Annotated in this window: 27 protein-coding genes; 18 read left to right on the plus strand and 9 right to left on the minus strand. The window is 64.5% G+C overall.

All coding sequences use genetic code 11. From position 1 onward, the window contains the following. Nucleotides 1–763: 763 nt before the first annotated feature. The 8 genes from AC1DER_RS16310 to AC1DER_RS16345 all read left to right on the plus strand — a co-directional run bounded on the left by AC1DER_RS16310 (nucleotide 764) and on the right by AC1DER_RS16345 (nucleotide 7,592). Nucleotides 764–1,015, plus strand: a complete 252-nt coding sequence (locus AC1DER_RS16310) for a hypothetical protein (RefSeq protein WP_477245988.1) — start codon at nucleotides 764–766, stop codon at nucleotides 1,013–1,015. Nucleotides 1,016–1,415: 400 nt separating this feature from the next. Beyond that, nucleotides 1,416–1,682 carry a hypothetical protein gene (locus tag AC1DER_RS16315; RefSeq protein ID WP_441817739.1) on the plus strand — a complete coding sequence of 89 codons (267 nt, stop codon included), beginning with the start codon at nucleotides 1,416–1,418 and terminating at the stop codon, nucleotides 1,680–1,682. 800 nt (nucleotides 1,683–2,482) lie between these two features. Beyond that, nucleotides 2,483–2,884 carry a hypothetical protein gene (locus AC1DER_RS16320; RefSeq protein ID WP_477245990.1) on the plus strand — a complete coding sequence of 134 codons (402 nt, stop codon included), beginning with the start codon at nucleotides 2,483–2,485 and terminating at the stop codon, nucleotides 2,882–2,884. Between the two features lie 76 nt (nucleotides 2,885–2,960). Further along, entirely contained in the window at nucleotides 2,961–3,230 is a 270-nt protein-coding gene (locus AC1DER_RS16325) for a hypothetical protein (RefSeq protein WP_241920102.1), read from the plus strand. A gap of 78 nt (nucleotides 3,231–3,308) precedes the next feature. Next, the gene (locus AC1DER_RS16330; protein ID WP_477246082.1) at nucleotides 3,309–3,623 is read left to right on the plus strand and encodes a YbbC/YhhH family protein; all 315 of its coding nucleotides are present in this window, start codon (nucleotides 3,309–3,311) and stop codon (nucleotides 3,621–3,623) included. 138 nt (nucleotides 3,624–3,761) lie between these two features. After that, entirely contained in the window at nucleotides 3,762–4,415 is a 654-nt protein-coding gene (locus tag AC1DER_RS16335) for a tetratricopeptide repeat protein (RefSeq protein ID WP_477245992.1), read from the plus strand. A 1,076-nt stretch (nucleotides 4,416–5,491) separates the two neighbouring features. Beyond that, nucleotides 5,492–5,806 (plus strand): hypothetical protein, encoded by a 315-nt coding sequence (locus tag AC1DER_RS16340; RefSeq protein WP_477245994.1) that lies wholly within the window; start codon nucleotides 5,492–5,494, stop codon nucleotides 5,804–5,806. Nucleotides 5,807–6,314: 508 nt separating this feature from the next. After that, complete coding sequence (locus tag AC1DER_RS16345; protein WP_477245996.1) at nucleotides 6,315–7,592, plus strand: serine hydrolase domain-containing protein; 1,278 nt, start codon at nucleotides 6,315–6,317, stop codon at nucleotides 7,590–7,592. Here the strand turns inward: AC1DER_RS16345 and AC1DER_RS16350 are convergent. Beyond that, the gene (locus AC1DER_RS16350) at nucleotides 7,494–8,744 is read right to left on the minus strand and encodes a threonine synthase (protein WP_477245998.1); all 1,251 of its coding nucleotides are present in this window, start codon (nucleotides 8,742–8,744) and stop codon (nucleotides 7,494–7,496) included. The two genes, AC1DER_RS16345 and AC1DER_RS16350, sit on opposite strands and share 99 nt — an antisense overlap. 375 nt (nucleotides 8,745–9,119) lie before the next feature. On the opposite strand from AC1DER_RS16350, the gene AC1DER_RS16355 reads away from it, so the two are divergent. The 6 genes from AC1DER_RS16355 to AC1DER_RS16380 all read left to right on the plus strand — a co-directional run bounded on the left by AC1DER_RS16355 (nucleotide 9,120) and on the right by AC1DER_RS16380 (nucleotide 12,101). Then, nucleotides 9,120–9,299 carry a hypothetical protein gene (locus tag AC1DER_RS16355; RefSeq protein WP_477246000.1) on the plus strand — a complete coding sequence of 60 codons (180 nt, stop codon included), beginning with the start codon at nucleotides 9,120–9,122 and terminating at the stop codon, nucleotides 9,297–9,299. Nucleotides 9,300–9,826: 527 nt separating this feature from the next. Continuing rightward, nucleotides 9,827–10,066 (plus strand): DUF1272 domain-containing protein, encoded by a 240-nt coding sequence (locus AC1DER_RS16360; RefSeq protein WP_477246084.1) that lies wholly within the window; start codon nucleotides 9,827–9,829, stop codon nucleotides 10,064–10,066. Nucleotides 10,067–10,265: 199 nt separating this feature from the next. Then, complete coding sequence (locus AC1DER_RS16365) at nucleotides 10,266–10,496, plus strand: hypothetical protein (RefSeq protein ID WP_441815185.1); 231 nt, start codon at nucleotides 10,266–10,268, stop codon at nucleotides 10,494–10,496. Nucleotides 10,497–10,600: 104 nt separating this feature from the next. Beyond that, complete coding sequence (locus AC1DER_RS16370; RefSeq protein WP_441815184.1) at nucleotides 10,601–10,939, plus strand: hypothetical protein; 339 nt, start codon at nucleotides 10,601–10,603, stop codon at nucleotides 10,937–10,939. A gap of 154 nt (nucleotides 10,940–11,093) precedes the next feature. After that, entirely contained in the window at nucleotides 11,094–11,564 is a 471-nt protein-coding gene (locus AC1DER_RS16375; protein ID WP_477246003.1) for a DUF3592 domain-containing protein, read from the plus strand. Between the two features lie 126 nt (nucleotides 11,565–11,690). Further along, on the plus strand, nucleotides 11,691–12,101 hold the full coding sequence (locus tag AC1DER_RS16380) for a hypothetical protein (RefSeq protein WP_477246005.1): 411 nt from the start codon (nucleotides 11,691–11,693) through the stop codon (nucleotides 12,099–12,101). A gap of 52 nt (nucleotides 12,102–12,153) precedes the next feature. On the opposite strand, the gene AC1DER_RS16385 is transcribed toward AC1DER_RS16380, so the two are convergent. The 8 genes from AC1DER_RS16385 to AC1DER_RS16420 form a co-directional block, all read right to left on the minus strand. Continuing rightward, nucleotides 12,154–12,351 (minus strand): YbdD/YjiX family protein, encoded by a 198-nt coding sequence (locus tag AC1DER_RS16385; protein ID WP_477246086.1) that lies wholly within the window; start codon nucleotides 12,349–12,351, stop codon nucleotides 12,154–12,156. A 10-nt stretch (nucleotides 12,352–12,361) separates the two neighbouring features. Next, on the minus strand, nucleotides 12,362–14,422 hold the full coding sequence (locus tag AC1DER_RS16390) for a carbon starvation CstA family protein (RefSeq protein ID WP_441815181.1): 2,061 nt from the start codon (nucleotides 14,420–14,422) through the stop codon (nucleotides 12,362–12,364). Between the two features lie 113 nt (nucleotides 14,423–14,535). Beyond that, nucleotides 14,536–15,528 carry a magnesium/cobalt transporter CorA gene (corA, locus tag AC1DER_RS16395; RefSeq protein ID WP_477246007.1) on the minus strand — a complete coding sequence of 331 codons (993 nt, stop codon included), beginning with the start codon at nucleotides 15,526–15,528 and terminating at the stop codon, nucleotides 14,536–14,538. A 64-nt stretch (nucleotides 15,529–15,592) separates the two neighbouring features. Further along, entirely contained in the window at nucleotides 15,593–16,744 is a 1,152-nt protein-coding gene (locus AC1DER_RS16400) for a lipoprotein N-acyltransferase Lnb domain-containing protein (protein ID WP_477246009.1), read from the minus strand. Between the two features lie 64 nt (nucleotides 16,745–16,808). Beyond that, the gene (locus AC1DER_RS16405; protein ID WP_441815178.1) at nucleotides 16,809–17,693 is read right to left on the minus strand and encodes an HlyC/CorC family transporter; all 885 of its coding nucleotides are present in this window, start codon (nucleotides 17,691–17,693) and stop codon (nucleotides 16,809–16,811) included. A 118-nt stretch (nucleotides 17,694–17,811) separates the two neighbouring features. Further along, a complete protein-coding gene (ybeY, locus tag AC1DER_RS16410; RefSeq protein ID WP_441815177.1) occupies nucleotides 17,812–18,291 on the minus strand; it encodes an rRNA maturation RNase YbeY in 480 nt (159 codons plus the stop codon). A gap of 11 nt (nucleotides 18,292–18,302) precedes the next feature. Continuing rightward, nucleotides 18,303–19,289, minus strand: a complete 987-nt coding sequence (locus AC1DER_RS16415; RefSeq protein ID WP_477246012.1) for a PhoH family protein — start codon at nucleotides 19,287–19,289, stop codon at nucleotides 18,303–18,305. A gap of 144 nt (nucleotides 19,290–19,433) precedes the next feature. After that, the gene (locus AC1DER_RS16420) at nucleotides 19,434–19,670 is read right to left on the minus strand and encodes a hypothetical protein (RefSeq protein ID WP_441815175.1); all 237 of its coding nucleotides are present in this window, start codon (nucleotides 19,668–19,670) and stop codon (nucleotides 19,434–19,436) included. A 148-nt stretch (nucleotides 19,671–19,818) separates the two neighbouring features. Here AC1DER_RS16420 and AC1DER_RS16425 point away from each other — a divergent pair, with 148 nt between their 5' ends. From AC1DER_RS16425 to AC1DER_RS16440, 4 genes are read left to right on the plus strand one after another with little or no spacing between them, the layout of a single operon-like run. Continuing rightward, nucleotides 19,819–20,514, plus strand: a complete 696-nt coding sequence (locus AC1DER_RS16425; protein ID WP_441815174.1) for a TetR/AcrR family transcriptional regulator — start codon at nucleotides 19,819–19,821, stop codon at nucleotides 20,512–20,514. 11 nt (nucleotides 20,515–20,525) lie between these two features. Continuing rightward, nucleotides 20,526–21,512 (plus strand): HlyD family secretion protein, encoded by a 987-nt coding sequence (locus AC1DER_RS16430; RefSeq protein WP_477358165.1) that lies wholly within the window; start codon nucleotides 20,526–20,528, stop codon nucleotides 21,510–21,512. Between the two features lie 23 nt (nucleotides 21,513–21,535). Further along, nucleotides 21,536–22,480 carry an ABC transporter ATP-binding protein gene (locus AC1DER_RS16435; protein WP_477246088.1) on the plus strand — a complete coding sequence of 315 codons (945 nt, stop codon included), beginning with the start codon at nucleotides 21,536–21,538 and terminating at the stop codon, nucleotides 22,478–22,480. Continuing rightward, a complete protein-coding gene (locus tag AC1DER_RS16440; protein WP_477246017.1) occupies nucleotides 22,477–23,595 on the plus strand; it encodes an ABC transporter permease in 1,119 nt (372 codons plus the stop codon). Before AC1DER_RS16435 ends, AC1DER_RS16440 begins: the two co-directional genes overlap by 4 nt. The last annotated feature ends 34 nt before the right edge of the window (nucleotides 23,596–23,629 follow it).

A 23,629-nucleotide genomic window follows, 5' to 3' on the forward strand; every position in this document is an offset into this window, starting at 1 on the left:
GCTACTGGTGGAGGGTTGTGTTCTTTGGACTTGGCGCTGCAGGATTCGCTTATCGCATCTTCGTTCCGGTGGCAGCCTAGGCGCGTGGGCTTGCTGCCTAACAGTTCATTCAAGCCGAAGCCACTTCGTGGCTCGGCTTAATTCAGGCGTTAGGCAGCAGGGAGGGCTATGTCGGCGATTGATAGGGCATTGCAGATTGTCGGTCGCCTTTTTGTTGGGCTTGGATTGGCTGCTTTGGCATTTGCGCTTCTGGCAAGCGGACCGATATTTCTTGGCGGGCTGGGCGACCACACATATCTACGGCTAGTGCCGGCCCCATGGTGGCAGTCCACTGTGATCGGGCTATTCTTCCTAGCTGTTGGTGCCTATTTGATGGTTCGCTCCCGCAACCGAGGCAGGCCGCAAGGCCGATAGTCGGCCCGCTGCCTAACAATTCATTCAAGCCGACGCCGCTCCGCGGCGCGGCTTAACTCTGGCGTTAGGCGAGTTGTCGCCGCTGTGCAGCCGTAAGGGCGTAGAGCGGCACGGGTCGCGGACGCGTGGTGGGCGACTCCGCTAGACCCTGGTCGCCCTTTTTCGATGCCGGCTCCGGCAAGGAAGGGGGCAGGTTCACAGTCCGCCGCAAACTGCTACATTTTCGGCCGGGGAAGGCCCAGGGCATGGCCGGCTGCAGTTCTCGGCTCCGGTCACGACACTAGGCCTAACAAGTCATTCAAGCCGACACCGCTCCGCGGTGCGGCTTAACTCAGGCGTTAGGCCCACGATGAACATCACCGAGTACGACGTTGTTCGTGTCATTTCCGACATCCCTGCGGAGCGTGTGGACAAGAGTGTCGGCCAATGCCTGCCGCGGGTCGGCGATCTTGGCGCTGTCATTCTCGCCCATGCGACTGAACCGCAGCAGGAACCTGCTTTTGTCGTCGAGTGCGTCGGATCCGATGGCCACACCATCTGGCTCGCGGATATATTTGCCCGGGAGCTTGAGCGGGTTCCGCCCACATCGGGCGTTGCCTAACAATTCATTCAAGCCGACACCGCTCCGCGGTGCGGCTTAACTCTGGCGTTAGGCGAGGGAAGGCAATGAGTCGCGACGTGTATTACACATTGAGTGCTTGGGTCGGATTGCTCGGATTGCTGGGTGGCTTTTTGGTGCTTGCTTTCCAACTCAAGGCATATCGAGCAACCCGGCACAAGAGCCTGCGGCTTCTTCTGATGTCTACGGGCTTGACCTTGATAAGCATCCCCATTGGCATGATTCTCCAGTACACCTTCTGGCAGCCTTTCGCTACTGCGATCTATTGGGTTCTGGCTGTGCTGGCGACAGTCGAGACTATAGTCGGAGTGCTCGGTGTCCGATCCCTCTTGCGTGCGTTCGAATCTAGCGCCGAGGGCGTTAGGCACCAGGACTAAGGCTGATGCGCGGCAAGATAGAGAACTGGAACAATGGTTGGTATGGGGTCAGCCTCGGACTCTCAGTTGCGGAGATCGATCGCTTGATCGTTTTACTCACGAATCTACGCGGCGACCCCGAGCAGCATTTCCACATCACAAGCGACTACTCCGGTGCCGGTGGCCTTGGTGACATTGAGGTGTACGTGGCTGAGGCTGATGTGCAATGCAACATGCGAATGAGCGGTTTGGCACGGGCACCTGGCAGCGATCTTCCGCCGGCCGACGCCTAACAATTCATTCAAGCCGAAGCCACTTCGTGGCTCGGCTTAACTCAGGCGTTAGGACTGTTGTCGTCGCGGTGCAGCCGTAAGGGCGTGGAGCCGCATGGGGCGCTGGGCGTCGCGAGTGACTTCGGTGGCCCCGGCCGCCCCTCTTGGATTCCGGCTCCGGGCAGGGAAGGGGGCTGGTTCACAGGCCGCCGCAAGCTGCTACATTTTGGACCGGGGAACGCCCAGGGCATGGCCGGCTGCAGTTCTCGGCTCCGGTCACGACACTAGGCCTAACAAGTCATTCAAGCCGAACACCAATCGCTACGCGATTGCTGTCGGCTTAACTCAGGCGTTAGCCGCTCTCAATGATCGCCATACTTCTCAAGCTACTAGGCACGGCGCACGGTCTTTTTGGCCTGTGGTCGTTATCCGTGATCCCTGTTGCGTACAGGAGCGGCCTGTTTGCTAGTCTCTCGCCCGTGCAGGTGGCAATTAAACTCACGGCCACCTTCGTTGGCATAGTCTTGCTCTTGCTATGCATGTGGTCGTCCTGGCATCTCTCTCCCCAAGCGCATCTATACGCGTGGTTTGCCTTGATCACGTTCTTGGTCTCTGCCTTTAGTGACACTGTGGCGCTTCAAGGCATCCGCGGCCTTCTTCAGCTAATGTCAGTGTTCTACACTGCTATCGCTGTGCGTGTCCTTGCGGCCTCGCTACTTAGTGCATTAGCAATTAGCCTTTCCAGGTCGCCGGCAGGCGGCTAACAATTCATTCAAGCCGACACCGCTCCGCGGTGCGGTTTAACTCTGGCGTTAGGCATCATGAGAAAGATCATCGCGACTGCTGCACTAGGTCTGGCCCTTCTGACCGGCTGCGCAAGTGACGCCACCATTCGCACCACGGCCAACCGGCTTCCTGGCACCTATTACAGCGGCGACGGACTGGGACGCATGGTCACGGTTGTCCTCAAACCAGACGGCACCTTCTACAGTGACTGGCAGGGCTGCCTTGGCGTTTACGGCGAGGCAAGTGGCACTTGGACGTTGCAAGGTGACCAAATTACTTTCAAGCCTGCCAATGAGCACGAGCTCCTTGTCGGCTATCTGAGACAAGCCACTACCATTCAACGTGACGGGCGTCTTGGCTTCGCTCGGGCGCAAGATGTAGACCACGAGAAAATTAGTGAGGACCTCGTGTTCTTTGAGCAGCCGGAGCGCCAATGATGCCTAACAATTCATTCAAGCCGAAGCCGCTTCGCGGCTCGGCTTAATTCAGGCGTTAGGCCCACAGGGGGCGTTCATGCTTCGTAAGATTGTCTTTGGATTCTTATGGTTCATTGGTCTGAACGTCGTCATTGGCCTTCTGATTGCAATGATTGCTGGCATGGTGGCGGGCGCGGGCGAGACTGATCCGCAGAAGGCCTTTGAAGCTGGGAGGGTTGCGGGCGCATCGGTGGCTTGGCTCCAGTCCTACGTGTTTGTTGGCTCTGCCATCGTCTCGATCATTGGCGCCGTCAAGGGATACCTGCCAGGCACTAAGCGGGCGCCGCAGTCATCCGGCGGGGCCTAACAAGTCATTCAAGCCGAACACCAATCGCTACGCGCTTGGTGTCGGCTTAACTCAGGCGTTAGGCCTCACGAGGTGGATATGCGGGTTTGTCGGACTCTGTTCGCGGCCGGGCTGTTGCTTCTAGCGCTGCCGCTGTTCGCTCAAGAGCACAGCGTTGGACCGAAGCAGGGCCTCGTTCCTGACGCGAGGACGGCCATTGCCATCGCGGTGGCTGTATGGTCGCCAATCTACGGCGAAGAGGAGATCGCCTCGGAACGGCCGTACCACGCGGTGCTTTCTGGTGGGAAATGGACCGTGACAGGCTCACTTCCAGAGGGGTGGGCCGGTGGCGTCGCAATAGCGGTCATTTCCAAGTCGGACGGCCAAGTCTTGCGCGTGAGCCACGGCAAGTGAGGCCTAACAATTCATTCAAGCCGACACCGCTCCGCGGTGCGGCTTAACTCAGGCGTTAGGCCATCGGGGAGGGGTATGCGCCATCGGAAGCGAATGTCAGTCGCGGGAGTTTTGGCCGGTAGGCTTGTGCCCCTATGGTTGACCGCATGGCTGTTGATGGCGCCCTTAGCTGGCGCCTTCGCTACCGGCCTCGATCCTGTTATCTCGCGTGCGGAGCAAGGTGACGCGAGTGTGCAGCATGAACTGTGCTACCAGTTTCTCTACGGAGAAGGCGGGCGACAGAAGAATTTTGAACTCGCCTTCCGATGGTGCAGCGCGGCCGCCGCCGCAGGCCAGTCTAGTTCGCAGACTTTGCTAGCTGAGATGTACTACCTTGGCCTACATGTCGAGAAGAATGAAGGAATGGCGAAGGAGTATTACCTTGTGGCGGCAGAGCAAGGCCATCCACATGCGCAGCTCATGCTTGGCCGGCTAGCGCTTCACAATTCAGACGTCGTTGATCCATACCAGTTCTGCTATTGGACCCGTGCTGCGGCCGCGAAGAACTACGGCAAAGCTATTGAGCAGCTCCAATCAGTGGAAGACCAGTGGCGCAAGCAGCAAAAGCCTGGTGCCGCCGGCTACTGCGATTCGGTAATGGCTAAGCAATCACACACTCAGGCGTCGCAACCAGCGCCGACAGATGCGGGAGAGGTCAGTCGGACCTCTTGTCCGCTGGAAGTAGACCGAAATGGCTGCGGCCGCAGACCTAACAATTCATTCAAGCCGAAGCCGCTTCGTGGCTCGGCTTAACTCTGGCGTCAGGCCGCTCTGCATGACTCTTCGAAACCCAGGCCCCTTCTCACTCGTGCTGACGATGCCTGCTGTGGGTCTTCTGTGCTGCTTTGCATACTTCGCATATGAGACTGGTTGCACTGCGGACCTTAAGACGGGCTCAGTAGGAGACGCACAGGAGGCCATTCGCCTGGGCGGCATTTCCTTCATCAGCCTCTTACTTGGTCTGGTTTTCGGATCACTGGCTGTCGTCGCAGCCCACGGAGTGGATGCGGCCGTACGGGGTGGCTGTGCTGTGGCATTCTTTGTTCTAGGGGGCGTAGCGCTTTGGTTTGTCGGGGCCTCCCTAGAGGCTGCGGGCCTGCAAGCGTGTTTTGCGGCCTAATAGTTCATTCAAGCCGATACTGCTCCGTGGCTCGGCTTAACTCAGGCGTTAGGCCACATGAGAACGATCGCGGCAGTCATGGCACTTTGGCTCCTATCAGGCTCGGTCTTTGCGCATGAGGATGGCATTCTGCCAATTGGCGCAGGTGGCACGCTTACCGGAATTCCTGACACCTACGGACCCGTCAAAGTGCGTATCTCGCGCGCGACGGATAACCCAAAGGTGCTTACGCAGGTTGCGCTGACATCGCCGCACTTCAACATCAACCTTAACCAATGCATTGTCAGCAGGCTAAAGGACGTCACTCGTGTCCAGGCAAGCGGCTCTTGGTATCACGCTCCTGGCAGCCTCCCTCCGTACGTTTCGTTGACGTTGCCGCTTCGCGGCTCGGCTTAAAGACAGGCCGGGCGAGCGGTGACCCGATGTTCGTAGTGTACGGAGATCTCGCATTTTCCCGCGCCGGAAACTCACTGATGTCCCGCTATTGCCCAGGTGGCTGCGGCGAGAAGCTGCAGGTTCCGCCGAAGGGGCGGCTGGAGGCCGTCGTGCCCTATCAGGATTTCGGCGAGCCCCTACAGATCGCCTCCCTGCCTGATCGCCAACTACAGTTCAGTGTTTACGTCAGCGCTTGCCGTGACTAGGTCGGCGCCTGACAATTCAATCAAGCCGAAGCCGCTTCGCGGATCGGCCTAGGCCGCTCGGAGAGTTGATGCCAACGCTGTATTACTTGATGGTTGCTCTGTTCGCTGCTGTCATAGCGAACGATTGGTTCCTGGCCAGGAAGATCCGCAATGCTGTAGAGGCGGGGCGGCTTAAGGGCCAGGATTTCGAGGGTTTTCGCTTCGGTGGCTCTCCTCTTGGAATCGTCATTAACCTCTTTCGCTTGCGGAAGATGCCCGTAGCTAATGATCTATCGGACCCAGACCACATCGCGATCCGACGGCACTGCCGTACTCAGGAAGTTCTCGTCGCGTCGTTGGCCGCTTGCATCGCAGCGGGGTTCTTCCGCAATATCGCGGCCTAACAAGTCATTCAAGCCGACACCGCTCCGCGGTGCGGCTAAGTTCAGGCGCTAGGCATAAGGGGAAGCTTCGTGACGCCGGAAATGCTCATTGCCGTGGTGGTTGCTGCCGTTGCGGCCTTGGGTCTTGTTACCAAGTTTCTGCCAAAGCGCAAACCACCATCCCCGGTATTCCAATGCGGCCGTTGCGGCACGGCCTCACGACACAACGACCGTACGACAGATGCCTGGCGGGGCGGTAAGACAAAGTTCTTCTGTCAGACGTGTCATGCCAAATGGCTTCAGTCGCGTTCACCGCTGGAGCGGGAGTCGTACGTCAAGGCGGCTGGTAGCGCAAGCTCTGGTTGTCTTGGTGCAGTTGCACTTTTCGCATTGCTACCGCTGGGCGGCCTAGTGGCGTGGGCTTATGCCTGACAGTTCATTCAAGCCGAAGCCAATTCGCGACGCGGCTCAACTCAGGCGTTAGGCCGCATGCTCGAACCTCGCGGAATCTTGATTCAAGGAAACGTGCATGAAAGGAGTATTTCGACTCGCTGCGGTTGTTGTTTGGTTCGCGTTCTCTACAACAATTGCCACCGCACAGGAAGCAATGATTCCTGCGTCGACAAACGTGCTAGCGCAGATCGACTCGATGGCAGCGGCCGAGTTCGCAAAGGACAAGGCAGGCAGTCTGACGGTGGGCGTCATCATGGCCACCGACCGGTTCTGGACCAAAAGCTACGGTGTCACTGGCATCGGGCCGGCATCCGCACCTGCGGACCGCAAAACGGTCTACAGAATAGGATCCATCACCAAACAGTTCACCGCATTGATGCTGCTTCAACTGGTGCAGCAAGGAAAGGTTCGACTCTCCGATCCTGTCGAAAAGTACTTGCCCGAGATCGACCGGATCCAGGGCCAGATTCCGTTCGCAGCCCCTATTACTTTGGTGCAACTCGCAACGCATACGGCAGGGTTGTCCCGCGAGCCTGACGACGCGAAACAATTCACGTCCGGCCCCGTCGCGTACTGGCGCGACGACCTGCTGCGGGCTCTGGGAAAGACCAGATATATCCATAGTCCTGGCTCGCAGTATTCGTACTCGAATATCGGCTACGCGATTCTTGGGGCCGCTCTTGCGCGCGCGGCGGGCCAGGACTATATCGGCTACGTCGAGGAGCACATTTTCCAGCCCCTTGGCATGAAGGACACCGCCTTCGAACTCAATGAAGAGATGCGGAGCCGTCTTGCCACTGGCTTCGATATTGAAGAGGGCCAGTTGGATTCAACGACCTCGCAACGGGAGCTCCGCGGCCGTGGCTACAAAGTGCCCAATGGCGGCATCTATTCCACGATGGACGATCTCGCCGCATTCGTGTCGTTCGAACTCGGCAATGGGCCCGAGGCCGTTCTGCAGAAGGAGGCGTTGGACGAGAATTTCAACCGCCTCATTGCTTCCAACCCAAATCTGACCGGCGGCTATGGCATTGGGTTCGAGACCTTCCGCCGTGGCGATTTGCAAGGGTTCGGCCATAGTGGCCAAGTGGCCGGTTACGAATCCGCGGCCTATTTCAATCGCAAGTCGCAGACAGCCGTCATCATGTTGCGTAGTGCATCGGGCGGCTCGTATCGCGGCACGAGCTTGTGCATCAGCATTCTCCAGGCGCTTGACGAGGATCGACCACCGCAGGTCGGATCAGTTTCGGCGCCGTCACAGCAGGCGGCGCAGCGTCGGCAGGTACTTCTCGCTGGAGCCGGTGTTGACCGCGACCACCCGCTCATCGCGCCGGATGAGGCCGCGGTCGAGTAGCTGCGGTAGGGCTGCGAGGCAGGCTGCGCCCTCCGGCGAGATCCAGTCGTGCGTGCGGCGCCACTCCGCTGCGAGTTCGGTTTCGATCTCGGCTTCATCGACCGCGACGGCCGCGCCACCGCTCGTCCGGATGATGTCCAGCACGCGGAAATGACCGACGCCGCCGGGCACGTTGAGACCCACGGCGAGGGTCTGCCCCGCCGCGACGACTGTCGTGTCCGCCGCGCCGTCATCGAACGCACGCACGAGCGGGGCAGTTCGTGCGCTCTGCACGCACAACATGCGCGGGCGTCGCCCACCGATCATCCCGAGTGCCTCGAGCTCGTCCCACGCCTTCCACATGCCCAGCACGCCGGTGCCGCCGCCGGTGGGATAGATCACCGCGTCGGGCAACGACCAGCGTGTTTCGCCCGGCACCGGCTCAGCGAGTTCCAGGCCGAGCGACTTCTTCCCCTCGATCCGCCACCCCGGTTCCTGAAACGTTGCGACGGAAAACCAGCCATCTGGGATGTAGCGCTCCTTGAGGAACGCGCCGGCCTCGCGGATGGTCGGGCCGACCAGCTCGAGCATCACCCGATCGGGATAGCGCTTGGCGGCCGCGGCGACGCCGCCGAGAATTGGCATCGGCGTGTCATCCGGCATTGCGACTACGACGCTCAGTCCGCCTTCGAGCGCGTAACGTACTAGCGAATCGCCGGCGTTGCCCTGCGTCGGCACCGCGAGCCTGGTCAGACCCAGGCGACGCGCCTGCGCGGCGACCATCGCCATGCCGCGATCCTTGAAGCTCTGCGTCGGGTTCGCGCCGTGTCCGGGATGTGCCTTGCCTTCGTCCTTGAGCTGGAGCGCAAGGCCTGCCTTTGCCGCGACCGGATGCGTCGAGTAATCGAGCAGCGGCGTCGCGCCTTCGCCGAGCGGGACGAGATGCGCGGCGTCGACCGGATCGTCGGCATCGAGCGCCATCAACGCGCCAAAGCGCCACAGGTCGCGACGCTGCGGGCGATACCACGCCGCGTCCGGTTTCTCGCGCGCCAGTCGCTCAAGGTCGAGCACCATCTCGACTGGCCGGCCGTCGACCGGATCGAGGTTCATCGGAACGTCGGCGGAATACTCGACGCCGGAGGCGATACCGCGAACGCAGCGCACGTAGGACATGGGTGGACCCGATCGGAGGTCCGTCGTTGTCGCAGCCCCGCGCCCGGATTGCAACCACGCGCGGCTCTCCCTGTTCGTAAACGGCGGGTGGGCGGTGGAAGCTGCACCGCCGTAGCCCCGCATTGGCCGTGGATGCGCCGCACTTCTCGCCCCGCCTGAGCTAGTCCTGGGACACAGGTTTTATGGCCCGAAGGGTTGGTCCACTGGCCGCCGCAAGCTGCTACATTTCGGGCCGGGGAGGGCCCCGTGCACGGTCGGCAGCAGTTCTCGGCTCCGGTCACGGCGTTGGGCCTGGCGGTTCATTCAAGCCGAACATCATCGCTACGCGCTTGGTGTCGGCTCAACTCAGGCGTTAGGCTCGTTTGGGAGATCACTATGAGCTGGCTGATCACCAAGGACCTGCTCACTGCTGCCGTCGTGGTCATCGTGTCTGAGGCTGCAAAGCGCAGTGACAAGCTGGGCGGGTTCATCACTGCCCTTCCCTTGGTCACATTTTTGGCACTCATCTGTTCCTGGCATTCCCGCTGCTACTGCCCCGCCTCGGCTTCTGGCTGACGATGCTGGCAAGCATCGGCATTACAGTGCTGTGCTTCAATGAAGCCGCACTGGCTGGCTTTGGCACCGATGCGATCCGGCTGCTCTGTGCCGGGGATGTGTCGACCCTGGTGAATCGCTGTGGGTACGCGCTCCAACCGAACGACGGTGGCTTGTTCGCACTCGTTGCTTTGGGAAATGCATTGATTCTTGTTGCATGCGCAGATGAGCTCAGCAGAGCGGCTTGCCCTTGGCGTCAGGTGCAGAAATGGTCCTGCTAGTTGTCCTGCTGCCGTTCCTTGCGTTCGCTCCATCGCAGATCACTATCTGAAGCAAGACCCGGGCGAAGCGCTGAGCGCTTGGCATAAAGATGGCGGATTCATGGCTCTCGCTTTCGTGTTCTACAACTCTGTCCTGGTCGCCCTCGTTGCCTCACTGGGTGCAGTTGTCGCGCTAATACGCCGTCGCCTGCGCAGCTAGTCTGCCTGGAACAGATCAGTGCCGCGACGGGTTTTCCCCGCTCACGATAGGAGTAGGACATGCTGCAGATGCGTCCAGGCTGCGAATGCTGCAATGTTGATCTGGCGCCAGATTCGAAGGACGCCTGGATCTGTTCGTTCGAGTGCACGTTCTGCACGACCTGCGTCGAGTCCAGGCTTGGCGGCCGCTGCCCCAACTGTGGCGGGTCGTTCTCCCGGCGGCCCACTCGCGTCGGTGGCGCCCTGGAAAGGAACCCGGCATCGACGGAGCGGGTTTTCAAGCCAGGCGGCTGCGCACCGGCAGCCTGACAGTCAATTCAAGACCAAGCCGGTCAAGACCAGGCCAGCCCGGCTCGAGTCTGGCGGTGGCCCGCCAGGTGGTTTTCGTCGCCGTATTCGCGGCTTCATCAGGGGGGCAGCCGGTTCGTCGCACGCCGGTTGCCAATGGGCCCGCCGGATCGCAGTGTTGGCCGTGCCGTAACGGACCCGTGTCGCGAGGAGACTGGAAATGAAGGCGCTGATTGCCGTTGTTGCCTGGTGCATCCTGTTCGTTCTTTGCTGGCCGCTGGCCCTTCTGGCTTTGGTCCTGTGGCCGATCGCCTGGCTGATCGCCCTGCCGTTCCGCCTGGTGGGCATCACGTTCTCCGCCTTGTTCGCGCTGTTGCAGGCGATTCTCCTGCTGCCTGCCCGCCTCCTTGGCTGGCGTTCCGGGCCCGCTGAAGTGGCGGCACGCGGTTGACCGGCCGCCGCATTTTGTAGACAGTCGGCAAGGGGAAGTTTCAACCAGGCCCGGCCGCCTCGCGGCGGGCCTTAGTCCGGCGTCAGCCTTCCTGGGGAGGAAGAATGCGCAACCTGCTGCTGTCTGTCGTGGCCCTTGCCTTGCTGCTCACGGCCTGTGCCAAACCCGTGCCGCCCGCGAAAGCCGACTACGTCGGCGAGTGGCGTTCGCAGACCATGGCGCTGCTGATCACGCAGGACGGAAGCGTCGTCTACAAGCGCCTGGAAGCGGGCGTGAGCAAGTCCGTCGAGGGCCCCCTGCAAGGGTTCGATGGCGATGACTTCAGCGTCGGCCTCGGCCCGATCAAGACCACCTTCGTCGTTTCCCGGCCGCCCTATCAGGCGCAGGGGGAGTGGAAGATGGTCGTGGACGATGTGGAGCTCACCCGGGTCAAGGAAGGCTGAGCATGTCCACCGACAATCCGTGCATCGCACCCGCCGCGGCCATCGCCAATCCGCGCGCTGAAGCAGACGTGAGGCATGAGCGGCATTCCGATGGCGGTCCTGAAGGATTCGCGTTGAACGCGCCGGGGGGTTCCTGTCTCGCGGCGCCAGCGCAATGAGCGACCGGGTCGCGCGTTACCCCGCCTCGACCTTTGCCTCCAGCGCGTTGCTGTTCTTCGGCAGCGGCCTGGCGACGACACTGCTGCTGTCTGCCAAACCGCTCGAGTCGCTGGTCGGCGTCTCGGTGGCCTGCATCGGCCTGTCGATCATGCTGGGCAGGCTGAGGCGGCGAAATCTGGCGATGCAACTGATGCGTCATGGGCGAGCGGTCGAGGCCAGGGTCACCGATGTCCAGGACGACGGCCTCTTCCAGGTCAGCGGCCACGCGCCCTACCGGATCGTCGCGCAATGGGTGGACCCTGCCACCGGCGAGGTCCACATATTCCGCAGCTGGAAAGTGCTGAACGACCCCCGGGTGTTCCTCAGGCACGACCATGTCGTGGTCTATATCGATCCGCAGCGTAGCGAGCGGCATTTCCTGGATATCTCGTTCCTGCCGGAGTTCGACGGCGCCGGGCCGGCGTGATTCGCAGGAAGCAACGGCCGTCGCTGTCCGGTGGCGGCCGTCACGCCGCGCGACTATCCTGCGGCGGTGCCCTGGGGAGGGCATCGCACGACCAGACGCAAACCAGTCAACCAAGGGGAAATCGAAATGCAGAATCCGTATCAGGCGCCGGCCGCGACGCTGGCCGAGCTGTCGATGGGCGACAACACGTCGGGCATGGGCAAGGACGCGACGATTCCGCCGGGCGTATCCGGCTGGAGCTGGGGTGCGTTTCTGTTGAACTGGATCTGGGCGGTGAGCAACCGCACCTGGATCGGCCTGCTCTGCTTCATCCCGTATGTCGGCTTCGTGATGTCGATCATCCTGGGCATCAAGGGCCGCGAGTGGGCCTGGCGCAACAAGCGCTGGGACAGCGTCGAGCACTTCCAGCGCGTGCAGCGCAAGTGGTCGATCTGGTCGCTGGTGATCATCGTCGGCGTGATGGGTCTGGCCATCCTCGCGGCAATCGCCATTCCGGCGTACCAGGATTACGTGGTGCGGGCACAGGCCGCGGGCTGAGGCCGCCCTCACACCAGCCCTCTCCCGCTAGCGGGAGAGGGGCTTCATGCGGTCAGCAGCAGCGCGAGCGGCCCTTGCCGTAGCGCGCCAGCATCCGTTCGTGGAAGAACGCGTCGCGGCTCATCGCGGGTAATTCCGGATGGTTGCGCCGCATGTGCTCGACGTAGTTGTCGTAGTCGGGAATGCCGATCGCCAGGCGCGCGGTCCGGGCTGCCGCACGCCACCAGCGTGCGAGCAGGTCCAGGGCCATGGCGCCGGTATCAGCGAGCGAGGCCATCGAACGCAACATACTCACTCTCCTTGGCCGTCGGGGCATTGTTGCGGCGTGCCGCAAACGCAGCCTTCAGGCCGAAGAACACCGTGGCCAGCACCACCAGCACGAACAGCGCGCACAGGCCGGCATCGAGGTAGTTGTTGAAGATCACCCGCGTCATGTCGTCCATCGACTTGGCCGGGGCCAGCACCTCGCCGCGCGCGGCGGCGTCGGCGAACTTGCGGGCGTTGGCGATGAAGCCGATCTTCGGATCCGGGTGGAACAGCTTCTGCCAGCCTGCGGTCAGCGTGCAGATCAGCAGCCACGCGGTCGGGATCAGCGGGATCCACAGGAACTTCTCGCGCTTCATCTTCACCATCACCACGCTGCAGAACACCAGCGCCAGGCCGGCGAGCATCTGGTTGGCGATGCCGAACAGCGGCCACAGGGTGTTGATGCCGCCCAGCGGATCGACCACGCCCTGGTAGAGGAAGTAGCCCCACAGGGCCACCGCCAATGCCGTGCAGGCCACGTTGGCCGCCCAGCTTTCGGTCTGCTTGAACGGTGCGTAGGCCAGGCCCATCAGTTCCTGGATCATGAAGCGGGCGACGCGCGTGCCGGCATCGACCGTGGTCAGGATGAAGAGCGCTTCGAACAGGATCGCGTAGTGGTACCAGAACGCCATCATGCCTTCGCCGCCGACCAGCCCGTGCAGGATCTGCGCCATGCCGACCGCGAGCGTCGGTGCGCCGCCGGTGCGCGAGAGGATGGTGGTTTCGCCGATTTCCTTGGCGGTGGCGGTGAGGATGTCAGGCGTGAGCACGAAGCCCCAGCTCGAGATCGCAGCCGCGGCCGATTCGGCGGTGGTGCCGATCAGCGCCGCCGGTGCGTTCATCGCGAAGTACACGCCCGGCTGCAGCACGCAGGCGGCGATCAGCGCCATGATGGCGACGAATGCTTCCATCAGCATGCCGCCGTAGCCAATCAGCGGGATCTGCGATTCGTTCGAGATCATCTTCGGCGTGGTGCCGGAGCTGATCAGGGCATGGAAGCCCGAGACCGAACCGCACGCGATGGTGATGAACAGGAACGGGAAGAGTTTGCCGCTGAACACCGGGCCGGTGCCATCGACGAACTTGGTCATCGCCGGCATCTGCAGGTCGGGCATGGCGATGAGGATCGCGACGGCCAGCACCAGGATCGTGCCGATCTTGAGGAACGTCGACAGGTAGTCGCGCGGCGCCAGCAGCAGCCACACCGGCAGCACCGCGGCGATGAAGCCGTAGGCGATCATCAGCCACGCCAGGGTGGTGCCGCTGAGGTGGAAGATCGGGGCCCACTCCGGGCTCGCGGCGACCTTGCCGCCGCTCCAGATCGCCAGGATCAGCAAGACGAAGCCGATCACTGAAACTTCCATGATCCGGCCGGGCCGGAAGTAGCGCAGGTACAACCCCATCATGATCGCGATGGGGATGGTCATCGCCACGGTGAAGGTGCCCCACGGGCTGTCGGCGAGCGCTTTGACCACCACCAGTGCCAGCACCGCCAGCAGGATCACCATGATCATCAGGATGCCGATCATCGAGATCACACCGGCCGACGGTCCCATCTCGGCGCGGATCATCTCGCCGAGGGAGCGGCCGTCGCGGCGGGTGGAGAAGAACAGCACCAGCATGTCCTGCACCGCGCCGGCCAGGACCACGCCGAACAGGATCCACAACGTGCCGGGCAGGTAGCCCATCTGCGCGGCGAGCACCGGGCCGACCAGCGGGCCGGCGCCGGCGATCGCGGCGAAGTGGTGGCCGAACAGCACGCTGCGCGGCGTCGGCACGTAATCCAGGCCGTCGTTGCGGCGCCAGGCCGGTGTCGCGCGAGTGGGGTCGACCATCAGCGCGTTGCGCGCGATGTACAGGCCGTAGAAGCGATAGGCGATGGTGAACACCGAGACCGATGCCACCACCAGCCACATCGCGCTGATGGTTTCACCCCGGTGCAGCGCGATGGTGCCGATGCAGAACACGGCAAGTACCGCGACCGCGACCCAGCCAAGCCAGGACAGTGCTTTCATGACACCCCTCCGTAAGGATCAACGAAGGGTCGCGCCGCCGGTGGCGCCGGGTCAATGCGCAGTGCGCAATGGATCCTGCGACTTTGGTCTAAGCGTGACAACAATCCCAGCGTTTACAGCCACTTGGCCCGGCGAAGGAAGGCGAAGAGGATCAGGCACACCACCACGGTCACGCCGATCAGGACGCCGTAGCTGTGGCGGCCCTGCAGCTCGGGCATGTTGTGGAAGTTCATGCCGTACCAGCTGGCGATCAGGGTAGGGGCGGCCAGCAGCGCGGCCCAGCCGGCCAGGCGCTTGACCACTTCGCCCTGGCGGATCGTCACCAGCGACAGGTTCACGCTCATCGCCGCGGTCAGCATTTCGCGCAGCGTGTCGGTGGTGTCGTTGATGCGCACGACGTGGTCGAGCACGTCGCGGAAGTACAGCTGGCTCTCTTCGTCGACCAGGGTGTTGCGCATGCGCGAGAGCTGGCCAAGGATGTCCTGCAGCGGCGCCACGGCCATGCGCAGGCGCGTGAGTTCGCGCTTGAGTTCGTAGAGTTTCTTGACGGTGTCGGCGCGGAACTCGTCGGCGAAGATGTCCTGTTCCAGCTCGTTGAGGTCCTGGCTGAACTCCTGGACGATCGGCAGGAAGTTGTCGACGATCTGGTCCAGCACCACGTACAGCGCCGCGGCCGGGCCGTGGGCCATGTCCTCCGGGTCGCGCTCGAAGCGCGCCCGCGCCGGGGCGTAGCTGGTCGAGGCGCCATGGCGCACGGTCACCAGGTAGCGAGCACCGACGAACATGTGGCTTTCGCCGAAGCGGATGTGGCTGTCCACACTCTGCGCGGTGTGCACGACGATGAACAACGAGTTGCCGTAGCTCTCGATCTTCGGGCGCTGGTGGGCGTTGCGCGCATCCTCCACGGCCAGGTCGTGCAGGCAGAACTCTTCCTGCAACTTGTCGAGGATGTCGTCGGCCGGCTCGTACAGGCCGACCCAGATGAAGGTGCCGTCATCGACGGCGAGGACGTCGCTGATCTGGTCGAGGGTGATATCGCGGCGCTGGCCGTCGCGGGTGTAGGCGGCGCAATTGACGACGCACTGGGGCAGGGTGGGATCTTTCATGGCGCGATCGTGCCCCCGCGAATCAGCGAGGGCAAGTCGTCGCGGCAATGCCGTGGCCGGCCGTTCAGCGCTTGCGAAGCCCCAGCCACAGCCCGAGCTGGATTGGCAGCAGCAAGGCGACCCAATGCGCATTGCGCTGCGGGTAGACCGGCAGCCAGTACACGAACAACGCAGCGACGGCGGCAACGGCCAGCACCGTCAGCCAGCGCCGGAACCACGGGCCCGGATCGCGACCGCGCAGCAGCCGCCATCCGCCGGGCAGGAGCAGCCAGGCCAGCGGGTTCAACAGCAGCAGGTTGTTGTTGGCCCAGCCGTAGCGATGCTGGGTGCCGAGCCAGATGAACAGCATCACCGCACCGAGCACGCCCGACAGTGTCCAGAACGGCAATGCCAGCGCCGCCACTGCGCGCGGACGACGAGGGCCGGCCCAGGCCGCGGCAATGCCCAGCACGAGGCCCACCAGGCACCACGGCCACCAGCGCGGCGGCGGTGTCTGCGGCTCCGGTGGCAGCCGGTGCGGCAGGATCGGCTGCTCCGACAGCACCAGCGGCCGGCCTTGGCTGTTCTTCACTTCGCGCAGCGCGGAGGCCAGGCGCATCGGCACGTACGATTCGCTCCACACCGGTAGCGGCTGGTCCGCCGACGGACCCAGGCCGACGTCGAAGCCCAGCCACATCCACCAGGCCGGCGAGGCCAGCCGCACCGCTTCGCTGCGGTAGGTGCTGCCGTGGGAGCGGCCTTCGATCTGCCGGCGCAGGCCGCCATCGAGCACGCGGTCGAGCGAATCGCGCACGCGCGTGCTGCAGTTGTCGTCGAAGTACTGATAGGCGTAGTGCGCGTTCTCCGGCTTGGCGTTCTCGGCCAGGGCCGCGGCAAGTTCGTTGGCCTGGGCGTCGCTCAGGTCGAGCCATTGCACGTCGACGCCGCGGCCTTCGTCGCGGTACTGCAGCAGGTCCTGCTCGAACGGCAGCGCCGCCAGCTGGTAGCGCATGTGGCCGCGGACGAAGCGGCTGAGGAAGTCCGGCTCGCTCGGGTCGAAGAAACCGAAGTTGTAGGAGATGGCGGTGCCGGTGTCGGGGTCGACGACGACAATGGCGTTATGGCCGAAGCGCTCGAAGAAGATCTCGCCGGGCTGCATCGTGGCTACGCCGATGCGGGGGGTGGCGGCGAAGGCCTGGGTGCCCAGAAGGCTTGCGGCGAGCAGGACCGCGGCCATGAGCAGTCGCTTCGTTCGCCCCCACCCCAGCCCTCCCCCGCCAGCGGGGGAGGGGGCGCTTTCGTCACGCATCCGACAGGACGCCGACGTGGAAGGCGTGGACGCGGCGCGCGTCGGCGCCGGAGACGCGGAAGACGAAGCGGCCCAGGGTGAGCTCTTCGCCGGCTTCGGGCAGGTGGCCGATCGCGGCCGTGACCAGGCCGCCGATGGTGTCGTATTCGTCGTCGTCGAAGTCGGCACTGAAGCGCTCGTTGAAGTCGGCGATGGGCGTGAGCGCGTCGACGACGAACTGGCCGTCGGCCTGCGCGGCGATTAGTGCACTGGGGTCTTCTGCGTCGTCGTGCTCGTCGTCGATCTCGCCGACGATCTGCTCCAGGACGTCCTCGATGGTGACCAGGCCGGCGACGCCGCCGTGCTCGTCGATCACGATCGCCATGTGGTTGCGCGACTGGCGGAACTCGCGCAGCAGCACGTTCAGGCGCTTGGATTCGGGAATCAGCACGGCCGGGCGCAGCAGCTCATGGACACTGCCGGGGCCGTTGTCGGCAACCACGCCGCGCAGCAGGTCCTTGGCCAGCAGCACGCCGAGGATCTCGTCCTTGTCGTCGCCATGCACAGGGAAGCGCGAATGGCCGGATTCGACCACCTGCCGCATCAGGTCCAGGAACTTGCCGTCGGCCGGCAACGAGACCATCTGCGAACGCGGGATCATTACGTCGCCCACGGTCAGGTCGGACACCGCAATGGCGCCTTCCATCATGCGCAGGGTGTCGGCGGCGATCAGGCCGTCGGCTTGCGCATCGCGCAGCAGTTCGACCAGGTCCTCGCGGGTGGTGGGTTCGCCGGAAAGCGCCGAACTGATGCGTTCGAGCCAGGAACGCGGCTTCTCGTGGTGCCGTCGCTCGTGGGTTTCCTGCGCGTGGAAGCTACTACTGTCGTCCTCGGACATTGCGTTCTTGAAGGCGCCCAGGGGGAAGGGCGACGGGAGGAGTCTACCCCGGATGCGGCTGGGGTGGGCTTCCGGCCCCTGGGGCGGCGCGGAATGGACCGTCCGGGCAGCGGCCGGCTCAGTCCTGGTACGGGTCCTCGATCCCGAGTCCGGCCAGGATCTCGCGCTCGAGCTGCTCCATGCAGATCGCTTCCTTCTCGTCCTCGTGGTCCCAGCCCAGCAGGTGCAGCGCGCCGTGGACGGTGAGGTGGGCGTAGTGGGCGGCCAGCGGTTTCTTCTGCTCCTTGGCCTCGCGCGCCACCACCGGTGCGCAGATCACCAGATCGCCCAGCAGCGGCAGCTTCACGCCCTTGGGCAGGCCGGCGGGCAGGTCGGCGGGGAAGCTGAGGACATTGGTCGCGTAGTCCTTGCCGCGGTAGTGGCGGTTGAGTGCGCGGCCTTCCTTGGTGCCGACGATGCGGATCGCCAGGTCGGCTTCACGGATGCGGCTTTCCAGCGCGGCCGCCACCCATTTGCGGAAACTCACCGCCGCCGGGATGCCGGTGCGCGGAACTGCATAGTTGATGGCAACGTCGAGTCGAATGGGGCCCCGGGTCATGGCGTCTGCGCTCAGGAGGACGGGCCCGACGCCGAGTCCTTGGCGTCGCGGGCGTCGTAGGCGTTGACGATGCGCGCCACCAGCGGGTGGCGCACCACGTCGCGCGATTCGAAGAAGGTGAAGCTGATCCCGTTGACGTCATGCAGCACATCGAGCGCGTCGCGCAGGCCGGACTTCTGGTGCTTGGGCAGGTCGATCTGGGTCAGGTCGCCGGTGACCACGGAGGTGCTGCCGTAGCCGATGCGGGTCAGGAACATCTTCATCTGCTCGATCGATGTGTTCTGCGCTTCATCGAGGATCACATACGCATCGTTAAGCGTGCGTCCGCGCATGTAGGCCAGCGGCGCGATCTCGATGACGTTCTTCTCCAGCAGCTTGACCACTTTCTCCACGCCAAGCATCTCGTAGAGCGCGTCGTACAGCGGGCGCAGGTAGGGGTCGACTTTCTGGGTGAGGTCGCCGGGCAGGAAGCCGAGCTTCTCGCCGGCCTCGACCGCCGGGCGCACCAGGATCAGGCGCTGCACGCGCGCCTCGTTCAGCGCTTCCACGGCGCTGGCGACGGCGAGGAACGTCTTGCCCGTGCCGGCCGGGCCGATGCCGAAGTTGATGTCGTGGGTCGCGATCGCGTGCAGGTATTTGGCCTGGTTGGCGCCGCGGCCGCGGATCGTGCCGCGCTTGACGCGGATGCTGACTTCCTGCGGTTCGACGTCATCGGCGGCGACGGCGTCGGCATCGATCTCGGTCAGGCGCAGGTGGATCGCAGGCTCGGTCAGCGTTTCCTCGGCGGTGTCGCGCCAGAGATCACGTAGCAGGCGTTCGGATTTGTTGACCGCGAGCGGCGGCCCGACGATGCGGAAGACGTTGCCACGGTTGGCGATCTCCACGCCCAGGCGGAGTTCGATCATGCGCAGGTGGCCATCGAACGGGCCGGTGAGGTTGGCCAGGCGTTCTGCTTGCGCGGGTTCGAGGGCGAATTCGGAAGTGGTTCGAGAGGACATCGAGAGGAGGTGTCTTCCGTGGCGGAACGGGCGTGGCGGAGCGCGTGTTGCGGAGCAGGCCGCGCAGCTCGCCGGGGGGTAAACAGCTTGCGCCTGCACGGGCGATTTCGCAAAGCGATCGCCGTCGGGCAGGCAGCCGTGGCGTCAGTCGCGCCGCGCGGTGGCTGCAGGCCTGAGGGCGCGGATGACCAGGTACACGCCGACCGCGCCAACCAGCAATGAGCCGATCAGCCACAACCACATCACCGTGTCGCCGGCATGCTCGCCGTCGCGCAGGTAGCGCATGGCAAAGCGCAGCAGGCCGAGCGCGCCGATGGCGCAGAACCACAGGCCCAATGCGCAGCGCTGGAGCACGGTGGAGGAAGGATTCGGGTCGGACATGGCGGCAAGGTCTGCGGGCAATGGCTGTCGACACGATAGGGCACGGGCCTCGGCCGCGCCGTTGCAGCTCCGGGCGGATTCGGTGCCCCACGACCGTTCGTCGGCCTGGGGTTGAAACTAATTAATCGTTGAATTAAATATAGCGCCCATGACACAGTCGCGCCAAACCCCGGCCGGGAAGGCCGGTACGCCGTCCAGGCCCGCCAAAGGGGCGATCCGTCGTGCTCCGGGCCGGCCCGGGCCCGACAGCCCGGACCTTCGTGAGCGCCTGCTCGACGGCGCACTGGCCTGCTTCGCCCGGCAGGGCATCGCGGCAACGCCGCTGCGCGCCATCGCGACCGAGGCGGGGGTGACGCCGGCGCTGCTGCACTACTACTTCGGCGACAAGGAGCAGCTGCAGGAGGCGGTGGTGGTCGAGCGCATCCTTCCGGCCTTCGCCCGCCTGCGCGAGCCGCTGATGCAGGCCGGTGACGATGTCGCCGAACTGGTGGCGGTGTTCGTCATGGGCATCGGCCGCCTGGTCGCCGAACACCCTTGGCTGCCGGCGCTGTGGGTGCGCGAAGTGTTGTGCGAGGGCGGCGCGTTGCGGGGAGTCCTGTTCGAGCGGATTGGCCCGCAGATGCCGCAGATGATGGCCGCGCGCTTCGCCCAGGCGCAGCAGCGCGGCGAGATCAATGAAGACCTCGATCCGCGCCTGCTGATGGTGTCGCTGATCGGATTGACCCTGTTTCCCGCGGCCGGCGCCCCGATCTGGCGCCATATGTTCCAGGCCGACGACCTGGATTTCGACGCGTTGCGCCGGCACACGCTGGCGTTGCTGGATCGCGGCCTGGGTGTGAGATGAAAGGCGCAGCCATGAACGACACGACGAGCACCTCCACGACAACGCACAAGGCCTGGCTGACCCTGGCCTGCGTCGCCCTGCTGGCAGGCTGCGGCAAGGAGCCGGAGCAGGCACTGGGCACGCTGGAATGGGACCGCATCGCGTTGCCAGCGACCGCGCCGGAACGGATCGTCAGCATCGACGTGCGCGAAGGCCAGCGGGTCGAAGCCGGCACGCGCCTGGTGCAGCTGGAAGTCACGCGCACGCAGGCAGAACTGGCCGCATTGCAGGCGCAGGCGCGCCAGGCCGGTGACGTGCTGGCCGAACTGGAGGCCGGCCCGCGCAGCGAGGACATCGCCCAGGCACGCGCGCGCCTGGCCGCCGCGCAGGCCGAGGCGGTGGACGCCCGCGCGTACTACACGCGGCTGCAACCGCTGGGTCGGCAACAACTGGTCGCGGCATCGGACGTCGATCGCGCCCGCGCAGCCGCGCACAACGCCGAAGCCCAGGTGGGCGTCGCGCAGGCGGCTTTGCTCGAGCTCGAACGCGGCACACGCGTCGAACAGATCGCGCAGGGCGAGTCGGCGCTGGCCGCGGCCAAGGCGCAGGCGGCATCGCAGCAGGTGACCTTGCAAAAGCTCGACCTGGTCGCGCCGCGTGCCGGCGTGGTCGACAGCCTGCCGTACCGCCTGGGCGACCAGGCGCCGGTCGGCGCGCCGCTGGCGATCATGCTGGTCGGCCCCGCCCCGTATGCACGCGTCTACGTGCCCGAGCCGATCCGCGCCGGCGTCCGCGTCGGCCAGTCCGCGCGCGTGTTCGTGGACGGTCGCGACGGTGCGCTGCAGGGCAAGGTGCGGATGATCCGCAACGAGGCCAGCTTCACTCCCTACTACGCATTGATCGGCAAGGACGCGGCACGGCTGAGTTACCTGGCCGAAGTCGAACTCGTTGGCGGCCAGACCGCGAACCTGCCAGCGGGGTTGCCGGTGCGGGTCGAGTTCGAGGCGACCGCGAAGTGAACGCCGGCGCCGACGAACTGGCGATCCGCGCGCGCGGACTGACCAAGCGCTTTGGCGCCCTGGTCGCGGTCGATCATGTCGACCTGAGCGTGCCGCGCGCCAACGTCTATGGCTTCCTCGGCCCCAATGGTTCCGGCAAGACGACCACCATCCGCATGTTGTGTGGGCTGCTGACCCCGAGCGATGGCGAAGTGGAGGTGCTGGGCCTGCGCATCCCCGCGCAGGCCGAGGAGCTGCGCCGCCGGATCGGCTACATGACGCAGAAGTTCTCGTTGTTCGAAGACCTGACCGTGCGCGAGAACCTCGAGTTCCTCGCCGCGGTGCAGGACATCCCCCGCGCGGCGGCGGCCAAGCGCATCGACGAACTGGTCGCGCAGTACCACTTCGAGGACCGCCAGAAGCAACTGGCCGGCACCATGAGCGGCGGCCAGAAGCAGCGCCTGGCGCTGGCCGGCGCGGTGATCCAGAAGCCCGAACTGCTGTTCCTGGACGAGCCGACCAGCGCGGTCGATCCGGAATCGCGGCGCGACTTCTGGGAAAAGCTCTTCGACCTGGCCGATGCCGGCACCACCATCCTGGTGTCCACCCACTACATGGACGAGGCCGAGCGCTGCCACCGCATCGCCATCCTCGATCGCGGCGTGCTCGTCGCCGATGGCACGCCGGCCGAACTGACGCAGGCGCTGGCCGGACGCACCGTCGAAGTCCTGGCGGCGCAGCCGCGGCGCGCGCAGCAACTGCTGGTCAAGGTGCCCGGCGTGCTCAGCGTTGCGCAGATCGGCAATTCGCTGCGCGTATTGAACGAGAGCAATGGCGACGCCGCCGAACGCCTGCAGCAGGCGCTGGCCGGCGCCGGGATGGAAGCCACCGTGAAGGTCGCGCAGCCCAACCTCGAGGACGTGTTCGTGTCCGCCACGCGCGGCCGGGACACCAGTGGCAGCCAACCGACGCAGGAGCGCGCCGCATGAACCTGCGCCGCCTGCTTGCGATCGTGCAGAAGGAAATGCGGCAGATGCGCCGCGACCGCATCACGCTGGCGATGATCGTCGGTATTCCGGTGATGCAGCTGGTGCTGTTCGGCTATGCGATCAACCTCAACCTGCGCGGCCTGGAAACCGGCGTGGCCGACCAGGCCAACACCGCCGGCTCGCGCGCGGTGGTCATGGACATGGTCGCGACCGGGGTGATCGATCCGTCGGTCAGCGCCACCTCGCCGCAGGAACTGATGGAGCAACTGCGGCGCGGCAACATCAGCGTCGGCGTGGTGATCCCGCCGGACTTCGAGCGTCGCCGCTACGAGGGCCGCGAGGCGGTGCAGGTGCTGGTGGACGGCAGCGACACGGTGGTCCAGAGCGCTGCGGTCCAGCTCGCGCAGTTGCCGCTCAGCAACACTCCGACCAACAACCTCGCACCGGCGCGCGCGGGCACCGGCCAGCTCGGCGCTGGCCAGATCAGCGTGGTCAGCTTCTACAACCCGGAACGGCGCTCGGCGGTGAACATCGTGCCGGGCCTGATCGGCATCATCCTGACCATGACCATGGTGATGTTCACTGCCGTGGCCATCGTCCGCGAGCGCGAGCGCGGCAACATGGAGCTGCTGATCGCCACGCCGCTGACCAGCAGCGAGTTGATGATTGGCAAGGTGCTGCCCTATGCCGGCATTGGCCTGATCCAGACCACGCTGGTGATCGTGCTGGGCATGTGGCTGTTCGACGTGCCGATCCGCGGCAGCCTGCTCGACGTCTACCTCGCGGCGGTGCTGCTGATTGTCGCCAACCTGACGCTGGGGCTGTTGATCTCGACCAAGGCGCAGTCGCAGTTCCAGGCGATGCAGATGACGTTCTTCGTGTTCCTGCCGTCGATCCTGCTGTCGGGCTTCATGTTTCCGTTCGCCGGCATGCCCAGGGTGGTGCAGTGGCTGGCCGAGGTGCTGCCGCTCACCCATTTCCTGCGCCTGATCCGCGGCGTGATGCTGCGCGGCGCCACCCTGGTGGAGCTCTGGCCGGAGGTGCTGGCGCTGCTGGCTTTCATCACGGTGATGATGACGGCGGCGATCCTGCGCTTCCGCAAACGCCTGGACTGAGGCCCCGCTCCGGGCAGACGACTTGCGCGCCACC

Source organism: Lysobacter sp. 05T417 (assembly GCF_056396405.1).